Origin of the sequence: Bradyrhizobium sp. Pha-3, from assembly GCF_042258325.1 — a bacterium.
Lineage (GTDB): Bacteria > Pseudomonadota > Alphaproteobacteria > Rhizobiales > Xanthobacteraceae > Bradyrhizobium > Bradyrhizobium elkanii.
Genome location: NZ_CP170151.1, coordinates 7,499,359 through 7,512,427 on the forward strand (window position 1 = coordinate 7,499,359; position 13,069 = coordinate 7,512,427).

Annotated in this window: 12 protein-coding genes; 7 read left to right on the forward strand and 5 right to left on the reverse strand. The window is 64.6% G+C overall.

The window, feature by feature from the left end:
- The first annotated feature begins 17 nt into the window (after window positions 1-17).
- The gene (locus ACE10X_RS35795; protein WP_375763526.1) at window positions 18-809 is read left to right on the forward strand and encodes a rhodanese-related sulfurtransferase; all 792 of its coding nucleotides are present in this window, start codon (window positions 18-20) and stop codon (window positions 807-809) included.
- On the forward strand, window positions 802-1,017 hold the full coding sequence (locus ACE10X_RS35800) for a SlyX family protein (RefSeq protein WP_038382484.1): 216 nt from the start codon (window positions 802-804) through the stop codon (window positions 1,015-1,017). The genes ACE10X_RS35795 and ACE10X_RS35800 overlap by 8 nt, the downstream gene beginning before the upstream one ends.
- A gap of 29 nt (window positions 1,018-1,046) precedes the next feature.
- On the opposite strand, the gene ACE10X_RS35805 is transcribed toward ACE10X_RS35800, so the two are convergent.
- On the reverse strand, window positions 1,047-1,934 hold the full coding sequence (locus ACE10X_RS35805) for a LysR family transcriptional regulator (RefSeq protein WP_244435689.1): 888 nt from the start codon (window positions 1,932-1,934) through the stop codon (window positions 1,047-1,049).
- 379 nt (window positions 1,935-2,313) lie between these two features.
- Here ACE10X_RS35805 and ACE10X_RS35810 point away from each other — a divergent pair, with 379 nt between their 5' ends.
- The 3 genes from ACE10X_RS35810 (at window position 2,314) to ACE10X_RS35820 (ending at window position 4,839) form a co-directional block, all read left to right on the forward strand.
- A complete protein-coding gene (locus tag ACE10X_RS35810; protein ID WP_375763527.1) occupies window positions 2,314-2,727 on the forward strand; it encodes a TadE/TadG family type IV pilus assembly protein in 414 nt (137 codons plus the stop codon).
- A 1-nt stretch (window position 2,728) separates the two neighbouring features.
- Window positions 2,729-4,399 carry a pilus assembly protein TadG-related protein gene (locus tag ACE10X_RS35815; RefSeq protein WP_375763528.1) on the forward strand — a complete coding sequence of 557 codons (1,671 nt, stop codon included), beginning with the start codon at window positions 2,729-2,731 and terminating at the stop codon, window positions 4,397-4,399.
- Window positions 4,400-4,551: 152 nt separating this feature from the next.
- Window positions 4,552-4,839, forward strand: a complete 288-nt coding sequence (locus ACE10X_RS35820) for a PilZ domain-containing protein (RefSeq protein WP_244435688.1) — start codon at window positions 4,552-4,554, stop codon at window positions 4,837-4,839.
- A 124-nt stretch (window positions 4,840-4,963) separates the two neighbouring features.
- Here ACE10X_RS35820 and ACE10X_RS35825 read toward each other — a convergent pair whose 3' ends face one another.
- A complete protein-coding gene (locus tag ACE10X_RS35825; RefSeq protein WP_028333252.1) occupies window positions 4,964-5,149 on the reverse strand; it encodes a hypothetical protein in 186 nt (61 codons plus the stop codon).
- 123 nt (window positions 5,150-5,272) lie between these two features.
- Here ACE10X_RS35825 and hemE point away from each other — a divergent pair, with 123 nt between their 5' ends.
- Window positions 5,273-6,319 carry a uroporphyrinogen decarboxylase gene (hemE, locus tag ACE10X_RS35830; RefSeq protein WP_375763529.1) on the forward strand — a complete coding sequence of 349 codons (1,047 nt, stop codon included), beginning with the start codon at window positions 5,273-5,275 and terminating at the stop codon, window positions 6,317-6,319.
- Between the two features lie 153 nt (window positions 6,320-6,472).
- Here hemE and ACE10X_RS35835 read toward each other — a convergent pair whose 3' ends face one another.
- The 3 genes from ACE10X_RS35835 to ACE10X_RS35845 form a co-directional block, all read right to left on the reverse strand.
- On the reverse strand, window positions 6,473-8,086 hold the full coding sequence (locus ACE10X_RS35835; protein WP_375763530.1) for a GMC family oxidoreductase: 1,614 nt from the start codon (window positions 8,084-8,086) through the stop codon (window positions 6,473-6,475).
- Window positions 8,087-8,243: 157 nt separating this feature from the next.
- Window positions 8,244-9,833 carry a bifunctional 3-(3-hydroxy-phenyl)propionate/3-hydroxycinnamic acid hydroxylase gene (locus ACE10X_RS35840; protein WP_375763531.1) on the reverse strand — a complete coding sequence of 530 codons (1,590 nt, stop codon included), beginning with the start codon at window positions 9,831-9,833 and terminating at the stop codon, window positions 8,244-8,246.
- A gap of 1 nt (window position 9,834) precedes the next feature.
- On the reverse strand, window positions 9,835-10,812 hold the full coding sequence (locus tag ACE10X_RS35845) for a VOC family protein (protein ID WP_375763532.1): 978 nt from the start codon (window positions 10,810-10,812) through the stop codon (window positions 9,835-9,837).
- Between the two features lie 262 nt (window positions 10,813-11,074).
- Here ACE10X_RS35845 and ACE10X_RS35850 point away from each other — a divergent pair, with 262 nt between their 5' ends.
- The gene (locus tag ACE10X_RS35850; RefSeq protein WP_375763533.1) at window positions 11,075-13,036 is read left to right on the forward strand and encodes a putative bifunctional diguanylate cyclase/phosphodiesterase; all 1,962 of its coding nucleotides are present in this window, start codon (window positions 11,075-11,077) and stop codon (window positions 13,034-13,036) included.
- Window positions 13,037-13,069: the final 33 nt, after the last annotated feature.

The window sequence follows — 13,069 nt, forward strand, 5'->3', positions numbered from 1 at the left end:
CCTGATAAACCCCGGCGATGCCCTTCAAGGTCGCCGCCTTCTACCAGTTCGCCGCGCTGCCCGACTTCCGCGCGCTGCGCGAGCCGCTGCGCGCGTTCTGCGCCGGGCTCGATCTCAAGGGCAGCGTGCTGCTCGCCCATGAGGGCATCAACGGCACGATTGCCGGCACCGACCAGGGCATCGACGACTTCGTTGCGGAGCTCAGGCGCGGGCCGCTGTTCGGCGACCGCCTCGACAATCTCGAGCTGAAGTTCTCCGCAGCCGCGCAAATGCCATTCCAGCGGCTCAAGGTGCGGCTGAAGAAGGAGATCGTCACGCTCGGCGACACCTCGGTCGATCCGACGCGGCAGGTTGGCACCTATGTCGATGCCGCCGACTGGAACGAGCTGATCGCCGCGCCTGACGTCACGGTGCTCGACACCCGCAACGCGTTCGAAGTCGCGATGGGCACATTCGAAGGCGCGGTGGATCCCAGGATCGCGAGCTTTGGACAATTCAAGGAATTTGCGGCGCGAAACCTCGATCCGGCGAAGCACCGCAGGATTGCGATGTTCTGCACCGGCGGCATCCGCTGCGAGAAGGCCAGCGCCTATCTGCTCGCGCAAGGTTTTGCCGAGGTCTATCACCTCAAGGGCGGCATCCTGAAATATCTCGAGGAAACGCCGCAGCAGGACAGCCGCTGGCGCGGCGACTGTTTTGTGTTCGACGAGCGTGTCGCGCTCGGCCACGGCCTGCGCGAGCGCGCGGGAGCGCTTGCGAGCGACGTGGGGCGCGCGGGTGCCCCCTGCGAGGCTGCCGTCCATGAATGACACGGCAAAGCTGGGCGAGCGGATCGAGGCGCTGGAGGTCCGCCTGACCTATCAGGACGAAACCATCGAGACGCTGAACCAGACCATCACGGCACAATGGAAGCAGATCGACGCGCTGACGCGCCAGATCGCCGAGTTGCGCGACCGGCTTCAGGAGGCCGAACGTCATGCGCCCGGCCCCGCCAACGAGCGCCCACCACACTATTGATCGGGGCCGCCAGACCGCGGCAGCACCGGCTACATGTTGCTCACCTGACGCATCGGCTTCGCGCCGCTGAAGAACAGGCTGGACAACCGCTGCACCATCGCCGTGGCGCGGCTGCCTTCGAGACCGGGGCGAACGCACAGCATGCGCTTTTGCACCGGAAGCTCCGGAAGATAATAATCCTTCGCCGAAATCAGCGAGGACGGGATCATCCGCTCGGGGCACGCCGTCAGGCCGTATCCGGCCCGTGCGGCTTCCAGACGCAGCTGGTGGTTCGGGCTCCTGAACACGATCTTGTACGTGATGTTGTGCTTGGTGAGCGTCCGGATCATCCAATCGTCACCGGGCCAGGCCAGGATCGGGATCGGGGCGCCCGGCCGCAGCACAAAATCGCGTGATCGCACCCACACCGACCGCTCGTCGGCTTCGGCGGCGATCGTCACCTCGTCCTCGTTCTCCAGCGAAGGGTTGCTGTAGACGAACGCGATGTCGATGTAGCCGTCGATCAATCCCCTGATCACGGCCGGTGACATGTCGGCGTGAAGCAGAACGTCGGCGAGTGCATCGGATGGATGCAGCTTCAGGAATTCCTCGGCGAGCATCGTGCTGATTCCCAGCCGCAACGGCTGGGGTCCTTCATGATTGCCGCCGAGCCGAAGCAGCTGATCGTTGGCTTCGAGGATGCGCCTTGCCTGCTGCACGGCGACCTTGCCGAGCTCGGTGGTCGTGGTGCCGTTTGCGGTTCTGACGAAGAGCGCGCCACCAATCAGGCTTTGCAGTCGCTTGACCTGCGAACTGATCGCCGGCTGGCTGAGGCCGAGACGCTCCCCGGCCTTCGACAGGCTCCCCGTCTCGGCGATCGCAACGACGGTGCGAACGATTTCAGTAGGAATATTCAAATGCTGACGCGGTCTATGCATCGCGAGCCCTCCAATCTCAGCGGGGACGCAATTCCAATCTCCACAGTATGTGATCAAGCTATACTAACATTTGGTTGCACTTTCGTTTAGGTACAATTACCGCCAAGCCACTGATATTGCAGGCCATATGTATTGTTACGTGCATTGCTCCGCTTATCACGGTATCCGACAACTGCATCTCCACACGCCGCAGCACGTCAACCGCACCACGCCCCGGGTTTTTGCGGATATCGCATCAAATATTCTGATCGCCCCATAACGTTTCACTGACCCGATAAGTCTGGATTGGCGCCGCTGATTCGTGAAAGCGTTTTCATAGTTTTCCTTAATCAAAGCCTCGCAACGTGACGTCGTAGTCGGCGTTTCGAGGTGCGTTGCAATGACCAGGTTTTTTCGCTGCCGAAGCGGTGCGTCTGCCGTCGAATTCGCGCTGATGCTGCCGCTGTTTCTTGCCTTCATTTTCGGCATCATCGTCTTCGGCTCGTATCTCGCCATGGTGCATGGCGTTCAGCAACTCGCTGCCGAAGCGGCGCGGTCATCCATCGCGGGAATGACCGATACCGAACGCAACAGCCTCGCGACGAGCTACGTCACCGCCAACGCGTCGACCTATCCGTTGCTCGTTCCCGGCAATCTCACGGTCAATGCCGCGCCGTCTCCATCGAATGCCAACGTCTACGTCGTGACGGTCAACTACGACGCGGCCGGCAACTTCATCTACAAGCTGCCCTTCGTCCCTGCCCCGGCGAGCACCATCGTCCGCTCCGCGGCGATTCAGTACGGGGGATTCTAGGATGAGAGGCGTCCTCATGCTGATGCGGCGCTTTGTCGCCGACGAACGAGGAAACTTCGCGATGATCAGCGCCGGCCTGATGACGCTCCTGATCGGATGCGCCGGGCTCGCCATCGATCTCGGCACGATCTTCGCCGATCGGCGCAATACGCAGAGCACCGCCGATCTCGCCGCGATCGTCGCCGCCGCCAACCTGAACAATCCGGTCAACGCCGCCACCGCGACGGTGACGCAGAACAAGTACCCGGCCAGCGCGCTGGTCAAGGTCGAGACCGGGACCTACACCGCAAACAGCGCCATCGCGCCGCAGGCCCGTTTCGTGACCCCGGCGGTCGGCACTCCGAACGCCGCGCGGGTCACGCTGAACACCCAGACCCCGCTCTACTTCGCGCGCTACCTGACCGGCGCCAGCAGCTTCACCATCAAGACGACCGCCACCGCGACATCGACCGAAATGGCCTCATTCGCGATCGGGTCGAGGCTGCTCTCGGTCAACGGCGGCGCACTCAATGCGCTGCTCGGCTCGATGCTCGGCACCACGTTGTCGCTCTCGGTGATGGACTACAATGCGCTGATCAGCGCGAAGATCGACGCACTGGACTTCCTGTCGGCACTGGCAACCCGGGTCAACCTGACCGGCGTCACCTATAGCGACCTGCTGAGCAGCAACATCAAGGTCGGCGACATCGTCGCGTCGGCGCTGACCACACAGCAGATCACCAACGGCGCCAACGCGGCGACGACCGCGCTGTCGACGATCTCCCAGGCCGTCACCGGCTCCACCACCAAGATTTCGCCCGGCACGCTGGTCGACCTCGGTCCCTTCGCCAATCTCACGGTGGGGCAGAAACCCAAGGTCGGCGCCAGCGTTTCGGTGTTCGACCTGATTTCCACGGTGGCGCAAATCGCCAACGGCAACCATCAGATCGCAACCTCGATCAACCTCGGCCTGCCGGGCATCGCCAACGTCTCCGTGATCGCAACGATCGGCGAGCGCCCGGTCGGATCGAGCTGGATCGCGATCGGCACCCAGGGTGTGAGCGTCCACACCGCGCAGACCAGGATCCTGGCGACGATCAATGTTCTCGGCTCCGGCACCGTGTCTGCGATCAATCTCCCGGTCTATGTCGAGGTGGCCTCGGGTACCGCGACGCTCAACGCGGTGTCCTGCGGCCACCCGAACATCAGCACCTCGCAGGTCACGATCGGCGTGACGCCGGGAATCGTGGATGCATGGATCGGCAACGTCACGCTCGCCGACATGACCAACTTCACGACCAAGCCCAATCCGCCGCCGGCGACACTGGTCAACCTCGGTCTCGCCACCGTCACCGGCCGCGCCCATGCCGGCATGGGCAACACCACGCCGACCAATGTCAATTTCAGTTACAGCGACATCCAGTCGGGCACCAAGAAGACGGTGACGACGACCAACTTCCTTTCATCGCTGACAGGAAGCCTGCTCGGCGACCTCTCGCTGACCATCAATCTCGGCCCGCTCGGGCTGCCAATCCCGGGATTGGGGGCGCTCGTCATGAGCATCCTGAATGGCGTGACGAGCTCAGTCGATCAGGTGCTGGCGTCGCTGCTCGCGACGCTCGGCATCGGGCTCGGCCAGGTCGACGTTTGGGTGCTGGGCATCCGCTGCGACGGCGCCGTGCTGGTGAACTAGAGCATGATCCGGAAAAGTGCGAAGCGGTTTTCCCTCGCGACAAACGCAAAGCGTTTTGCGCGGAGATCATGCTCAAACAAGCAGCGAAAGCGCGACCATCGCGCTTGAGGGGACCGATCGCGACGGGCATCACATCGGGGTAGGAGACTGCCGTGAGCACAACGACAAGATACAAGACCGACAGCCAACGAACGATCCTGCTGAAGCGCGGGACGATCTTCTTCCGCAACACCAGTGTCGGGTGTCTTGTGCTCAACCTCTCGACCGGCGGCGCGGGGATCGCCGTGGAAAGCGACGTCGCAATCCCGCTCGCGTTCGAGCTCGAGATCGAGAGTGAACCGATCCGGCGGCACTGCATTGTGGCCTGGCGCCTGGAGCGGCGGCTCGGCGTGACCTTCGAATCTGACCGGATGCAGCGCCCCGCAAGCGGCCCCGTCTAGTTTATCCCGGCGATCACGGTACGCCGACGGGCCCGGTCGCTCCGAGCCATCGCTCCGCGGCGAATAGGTCGCCGCATGTTGAGCTCACTTGGCATCGTGGTTAGCAGCCGCAGGGATATACCAGCTAATTGTCCCTATTGCCGTCGTGCTTCGAGGGCGCGGGCTGCGTGGCGCTGACCGGATCGGAGGCCGGGAAGGTATCCTCGAGCCCCTCCTTCAGCCGGGTGCGAGCCTTGCGGTCGGCAGCCTGCGCCTCGTGCGGCTTCTCGGCATGCTTGTCGTGCGGGGCAGGATCGAATTTGTCGGCCATGTCGTCCCTCCATTCCCGGGGACAACGCGGCCACGCAAAGAGGGGTTCCAGAACCGCCTTGGCCCATTGCGCTGCAGCGTGTATCAGGGGCGCAAATTTTGACCGTGATCAGGAACCATCCGCGTGCCCCAGGATCCCACCACAAAGCCGCTCATCGACGTGCTGTCGGGCCACCGGCAGGCCGTGCCGCCGCTCTGGATGATGCGGCAGGCCGGCCGCTATCTGCCGGAATATCGCGAGCTGCGCGCCAAGGCCGGCGGCTTCCTCGATCTCTGCTTCACGCCCGAATTCGCCGCCGAGGTCACGCTGCAGCCGATCCGCCGGTTCAACTTCGACGCCGCGATCATCTTCTCCGACATCCTGGTAATCCCCTACGCACTCGGCCGCGCGGTGCGCTTCGAGGCCGGCGAAGGACCCCGGCTCGATCCGCTGGCAACGCCCGGCGAGATCGCGACGCTCTCGACCCATGCCAACTTCGACAAGCTCGAGCCGGTTTTTGAAGCGTTGCGCCGCGTCCGTCGCGAACTCGCCCCCGAGATCGCACTGATCGGCTTCTGCGGCGCGCCGTGGACGGTCGCGACCTACATGGTGGCCGGACAGGGCACGCCGGACCAGGCATCCGCGCGGATGCTTGCCTACCGCCATCCGGACGCGTTCGCCAAGATCATCGACGTGCTGGTCGAGAACTCGATCCACTATCTCGTCGGCCAACTCAAGGCCGGCGCCGACTGCCTGCAGATCTTCGACACCTGGGCCGGCGTGCTGCCGCCGCGCGAATTCGCCCGCTGGTCGATCGAGCCGACCCGGCGCATCGTGGCCGGGGTGCGCAAGCAGGTCCCCGATGCCAGGATCATCGGCTTCCCGCGCGGCGCGGCAGGCATGCTGCCGGCCTATATCGAGCAAACCGGCGTCGATGCGGTCTCGATCGATTGGGCCACCGAGCCATCGATGATCCGCGAGCGCGTGCAGAACCGCGTCGCGGTGCAGGGCAATCTCGATCCGCTGGCCCTGATCGCCGGCGGCGCCGCGCTCGACCGCGCGGTGGACGATGTGCTGGAGAACCTTGGCAAGGGGCGGCTGATCTTCAATCTCGGCCACGGCATCCTCCCCGAGACGCCGATCGCCCATGTCGAGCAGATGGTCGCGCGGGTGCGCGCCTATAACGGCTGAGATCCAATAGCCCATTCTATCACCGTCACCCTGAGGAGCGCGCTCTTGCGCGCGTCTCGAAGGGTCGACGGCCCGGAGCTTTCCGAGCCGTCAGAGCGGGGCCGTGCATCCTTCGAGACGCGCTACGCGCTCCTCAGGATGACGGATCACGTCCTACCGCGCATCCTCCAAAATCATGTCCGACGCCTTTTCCGCGATCATGATCGTCGGCGCATTGGTATTGCCCGACATCAGGTCCGGCATGACGGACGCATCGACCACGCGCAGACCTTCGATGCCGCGCACCTTGAGCCGCTGGTCAACCACCGCGAGCGCATCGTTGCCCATGCGGCAGGTCGAGGTCGGATGATAGACCGTGCTGCCGGTGCGCCGGCAGAAATCGAGCAGGTCGTCGTCGCTGACCACCGTGGCGCCGGGATCGACCTCGCCCACTGAATAGGATTTCAGCGCCGGTGCGGCCAGGATCTTGCGCAGCATACGGATGCCGTCGATGAAGGCGCGGCGATCGGTCTCGGTCGCCAGATAGTTGATGCGGATTTCCGGCGGCACGCCCGGGTCCGCGCTCCTGATCTTCAGCGAACCGCGGCTCTCCGGACGCAGCTGGCAGACCGAGGCCGTGAAGCCCGAGAACGGATGCAGCTTCTCGCCCATCTTGTCGGTCGAGAACGGCAGGAAGTGGATCTGGATGTCGGGCGAGGCAAGCCGCGGGCTGGTCTTGAAGAACGCGCCGGAGGTACCGGCGGCGATCGTCAATGGTCCTTTGCGCAGCGCGGCGTAGCGGAGGCCCGCCATGACGCGGCGCACAGGATGATTGATGACGTCGTTCAGCGTGACGGTCTGCGCGCAGCGCGTGACGATGCGGACCTGCATGTGATCCTGCAGATCGTTACCGACGCCGGGCGCATCGAGCACGATGTCGATGCCGTGCTGCTTCAACAGATCGGCGGGGCCGACGCCGGAGAGCTGCAACAATTGCGGCGAGTTGTACGCACCGCTCGATACCAGCACCTCCTTGCGCGCCTTGGCCTTGCGCAACTGCCCGTCCTGCTTGTAGGCGACGCCGCTCGCGCGCTTGCCGTCGAACAGGATGCGCTGCGCCAGCGCCGAGGTCTCGACATGAAGATTGCCACGCGTCAACGCCGGCCGCAGATAGGACCGCGCCGTCGAGGCGCGCCGGCCGCGCCGCGTCGTGGTCTGGAAGAAACCCGCGCCCTCCTGGGCCGCGCCGTTGAAATCCGGATTGGTGGGAATGCCGACCTCGGCTGCGGCATGCACGAAGGCCTCCGACAGCGGATCGTGATGCCGCCAATCCGACACCGGCAGCGGGCCGCCGGCACCGTGATATTTGTTGGAGCCGCGCTGCTGATCCTCCGCCTTCCGGAAATAGGGCAGGACGTCGTCATAGCCCCAGCCGGCATTGCCGCGCTGTCGCCAGCGGTCATAGTCCTCGTGCTGGCCGCGCACATAGAGCAGGCCGTTGATCGAACTGGAGCCGCCGAGCACCTTGCCGCGTGGCTGGAACACCTGCCGGCCGTTGAGGCCCGGCTCCGGCTCGGTCTGGTACATCCAGTTGACGGATTTTTCCTTGAACAGCTTGCCGTAGCCGAGCGGGACATGGATCCAGATGTTGCTGTCCTTCGGTCCGGCCTCGAGCAGCAGCACCGAGTGCTTGCCGTCAGCGCTCAGGCGGTTGGCGAGCACGCAGCCGGCCGAGCCGGCGCCGACGATGACATAATCATACTCCGCCGCACCATGATTGTTGTTCACTGGTTTCCCCCGGAATTTCTTTCTTCCGGTGGTACAGACAAAGCGCCGGCTTGAAAAGACTAGTGCCCCGTTCCGATTGCATCGGCACGGGGCCCTGGATTCTTGTCTTGACGCGTTTTCTTCACGCGAACCGGTATCCACTTCGCTCGAAAACGCTCTAGTGCCATGCGCTGAGGTTCTGGAGCAGTTGCCCGACAAGCATATTGAGCTCATCGGCGTTCCCTGCGGCGCCGAACACGTAACGGTCGGGCCGCACGATGACCGTCGCGGCGCCGTGCTGTCGCATCCATTCGGCGAACAGCCCGTCGCGCTCCACCACGCTCAGCAGACCGTCGGTATCGCTACTTTTGCCTGACGCAGTGATGACGACGCGCTCGCCGGACAGACGCTGCCAGGCGCTCGAGGACGCGTCCGACAGCCACGCCATCGGCTCCGCAGCCACCGTTACGATCGCGAATTCCGGTTTCAGCAGATCGTCGAGCCGGCACGTCCGCCCATCCGGCGCGCGCACATGCGGCTGCACGAACAGCCGCCCGGCAAGCGCAGCATCGTGCGCGATCAGGCCGGAGACGAGATCGGGGATGAATTTCTGCCTGATGGTTTCGGCCTTGCCGGCCTTCAGGTCGGCGCGCAGCCGAACGTCACGTTCGACGGCGGCCACCGGATCGAGCTCGCCGATGATCTTGCCGAACTCCTTGGCGCTGGCGACCACGGCGCGGACATGCGGCTTGCGCTCGATCTCATAGCTGTCGAGCAGCGCATCGCCCGCGTCGCCACGAAGAACCAGCCGCAACTTCCAGGCCAGGTTCACCGCATCGCGGATACCGGCGCACAGCCCTTGCCCGAGGAACGGTGGCGTCTGGTGCACGGCATCGCCCATCAGCAGCACACGGCCGTCGCGCCAGCGCTGGCCAAGCAGCGCGTGAAAGCGATAGACCGCCGAGCGCCAGATCGTGAGGTCGGAGATATCGGTGAAGCCCTTGAGCAGCTTCACGACATTGTCAGGCGCGCCGGCCGCCTCGGGGTCCTCGCCGGGCAGCAACTTGATCTCCCAGCGCCGCAAATTGCACGGACCCGGCACGAAGGTGCCGGGACGCGACGGCCAGCAATACTGAAAGCTCCTGGCGGGCCGCCTTGCGGGATCGCTGGTCAGCGTGTCGACCACCATCCACCATTCATCGAAGGCGAGGTCGTCGAGGCCGATGCCGAGTTGCTTGCGGACAAAGCTGTTGGCGCCGTCGCAGCCGACCAGGTAGCGCGCGCGGATCAGGACCTCCTCGCCGGACCCGCGGCGCGCGGTCAGCATCGCCGCGCCGTCGTCCTGCTGCAGCGTCACGCCCGTGGCGGCGAGGAAAATGTCGGCATGCGGATAGTCGGCGAGCCTGTCGCGCAGCGCCTGCTCGAGGTCCGGCTGCACGAAGGTCACGTTCGGAATCCAGCCGAGCGGAAATGGCGGCGGCATCGGGTCGAAGATCTTGATGATCTCGCCGTCGACGCCGAGATAGTGCGATCCGTTATGCGGTGCGATCGCCTGTTCCATGAAATCGCCGAGCCGGATCGCCTGCAGCACGCGCAGCGCTTCATGATCGAGCGTGATCGCGCGCGGCTTGTCGTAGATGTCGGCAACGCGCTCGACGACTGCGACCCTCAAGCCGGATTTCGCGAGCAGATTGGCGAAGATGGCACCGACCGGCCCGAGGCCGACGATGGCCACGTCATGGATGGGATTATCAGCTGACAATGACATGCTACGTCGCGAGGTAGCTCTCGAGCGTCAGCGGCTTCGGCTTCACCTGCGGCTCGCTGATCGCGACACCTTCGAACGGCGTCGCCTCCTCGAACCAGGCCTGCCGCGCCGGCAACCCCCACGGGAACGAGATCGTATGGTCGGACGGATCCCAGGCGACCGGCTCGTTCTCGATGTCCATGATCTGGTAGTGCGTGTTGAACAGCTCGACGCGATGCCCATCGGGATCGCGCATGTAGACATACATCGCGTGTCCCGGCCCATGGCGCCCGGGGCCGCGTTCAACGGCCGCCCCATAGCCGAGTTCGCCGGCGATATCGCAGGCGTTGAGCAGATGATGAACCTCGGGCGCGAGAAACGCGAAATGATGCAGCCGCGGTCCGGCACCGTTGAAGAACACGATGTCGTGCGGATTGCCCTTGCGCTGCAGGAACACGCCGCGCAGATCGAATGTGCCCACCGGCGCGATGTATTCGCTGAGCCGAAAGCCTGCCGCGGTGTAGAACTCGCACGCCTTGCGCACTTCGGGCGTCAGGACCAACGCCGAGCCGCCGGCATGGCGGGTGAATTTGGTGATCATGCGCGGTTCGACCGGCATGGTCGCGCAGAACTCCAGCGGCGTGCCGGCCGGATCGGTCGCATGCAGGGTGCGGCCCTGATACGGCACCTCGGCCCAACCAGTCCGGCAGCCCTGCGCTTCGAAGAAGGCCTTGAGCCGCTCGAGGTCATCGTCCTGAAAGACCCGCAGGCCGAGCCGCGCACAGGCGGCGCCCTCGCCTTTGCGCAACACAAGGCCGTGATGACAGGCCTCCTCGACGCCGCGGAAATAGAGTGCGCCGCCCTCCTCCGCGGTCAGGATCAGCCCGATCACCTTTTCGTAGAACTGCCGGCTCGCCGCGAGGTCACGCACGGTCAGGACGACATGGCTGGCCCGCGTGATCCGGAACCCGGGATCGTGATTCGTGATCGGGAGGCTCATGCGCACCTTCTGGTTTTTTGCCGTTCGCGGGAACCCAACTCATTGCGAAAAACCCGCGGGGGATCAAGCAGCGCAGGGCAAGCTTTGCCGCTCCGTGACCTCGCCTCACGCATTTGTATCGATTTGTTAGCAATGCCCGCCGGTGGAATCGAAGGAGGGGCCCGCCGTGACACGGTCCGTTCCAATAGTTCATAGTTTGTCAAAGGTTTGCAGAGAATTCTTCGCCACGGCGCCATGGCCAAACCGGGCAGGCAACGTAGTGATGCGTACCCATCTGAGATCATATTTCGCGACCCTGTTCGCGGGCGACCTCGCGGCCTTCGGTGCACCACCGGCGGATGAAGCGCTTGCCGGCCACATCCGCGCCGAACAGGTCTCGCTCGTGCTCGGCTACTCCTTCGGCATCATGCTGGCCAACGCCTGCAACGCGCTGGTGCTGGCGATTGTGCTGTGGCAATCGCCGGACTGGGCCTTTGCGCTGGTGTGGGCGGCCGCGGTGGGCAGCGCGGCGCTGTTCTTCGGCTTGCAGGCACGGGCAGCGCGCCGCATCGCCAAGCCGCAATTCGTGTCGCGCCGAACCATGTACCGGCTGGTCCGCAATGCGCTGGCGCTCGGGACGGCCTGGGGCGTCGTCCCGGTCGCCTTCTTCGCGAACGCATCGAGCGGTGCCCAGCTCGTCATCACCTGCCTGTGCGCCGGAATGCTGGCCGGCGGCGCCTTCGCGTTCTCCACCATCCCGATCGCCGCGATTGCTTTCACCGCACCGATCTTCGTCGGCACCGCGATCTGCCTCGGCCGGGACGGCGATTTCGTCTACCTCCTGATGGCCGTGCTCGTCCTGGTCTACGGTTCGGTGCTGCTGCGCGGCGTCTTCCTCAACGCATTCGAGTTCAGGCGGCGGATCATCGCCCAGCACGAGGCCGAACGGACGGTGAGGCAGGATCCGCTGACGCATCTGCCGAACCGCGTCGCCTTCAATGAGGCGCTCAACGGCGCACTGAACCGGCTGGCGCGGTCGGGCGAGGAATTCGCGGTGCTGCTGCTCGATCTCGATCGCTTCAAGGAGGTCAACGACAGGTTCGGCCATCCGGCCGGCGACGAGTTCCTGGTGCAGGTGGCGGCCCGGTTGCAGCGCTGCACGCGCGCGGCCGAACATGTCGCACGGATCGGCGGCGACGAGTTCGCCCTGATCATGTCGAATCTGACGAGGCCCGAGGACGCGTTTGCGATCGCCGAACGGTTCGTCGCGACCTTTGCCGACCCGTTTCCGATCGACGGGCTGGAGGTCAACCGGACGATCAGCATCGGTATCGTGCTGGCGCCCCGGGACGGCAGCACGTCCCACGATCTGCTCAAGCATGTCGACATCGCGCTTTACCGGGCGAAGAAATCCGCTCCCGGAACCATCTGCTTCTTCGAGGCCAGCGACGACCAGTCGGCGCGCGACCGCCGTGCCCTGCAGCGGGATCTCGAGCATGCCATCGAGGCGGACGAGCTGTTTTTGGTCTACCAGCCGTTCCTCGACATCCGCAAAGGCCGCGTCACCGGCTTCGAGGCATTGTTGCGCTGGCAGCATCCGACGCGCGGCCTGATCCCGCCTACCGTCTTCATCCCGATCGCCGAGGAAAGCGGACTGATCCACCAACTCGGCGAGTGGGTGATCCGCCGCGCCTGCACGATGCTGTCGCGCTGGCCGGACGACATCCGGATCGCGGTCAATTTCTCCGCGGTCCAGTTCCAGAACGTCGGCATCCTGCAGACGATCGTCGACGCGCTGGCCGAGGCGAATGTCGCGCCGAACCGTCTCGAGATCGAGATCACCGAGTCGATGCTGATCTCGAAATATGGATCGGCGCCCGCGATCCTGCACGCGCTGCTCGAGCTCGGCCTGACGGTCGCGCTGGACGATTTCGGCACCGGCTTCTCGTCGCTGACCTATCTGCGCAAGCTGCCGTTCAGCCGCATCAAGATCGATCAATCCTTCATCCGGGACATGCTGACCCAGCCGGATTGCGCCGCGATCGTCAAATCGGTGATCGGCCTCGCGCAGGAGCTGCAGATCGGCGTCGTGGCTGAAGGCGTCGAGACTGCAGATCAACTCGAATATCTGCGCCAGACCAGCTGCGACGAGGTCCAAGGCTATCTGATCGGGCGGCCGATGTCCGGCAGCGAGATTTCCGCACTGCTCGATCACAATCCGCAGCACTCGGTACACGCGGCGTAAAGCGGGGATGAGTTTTGGTTGAATCGGCTTGGC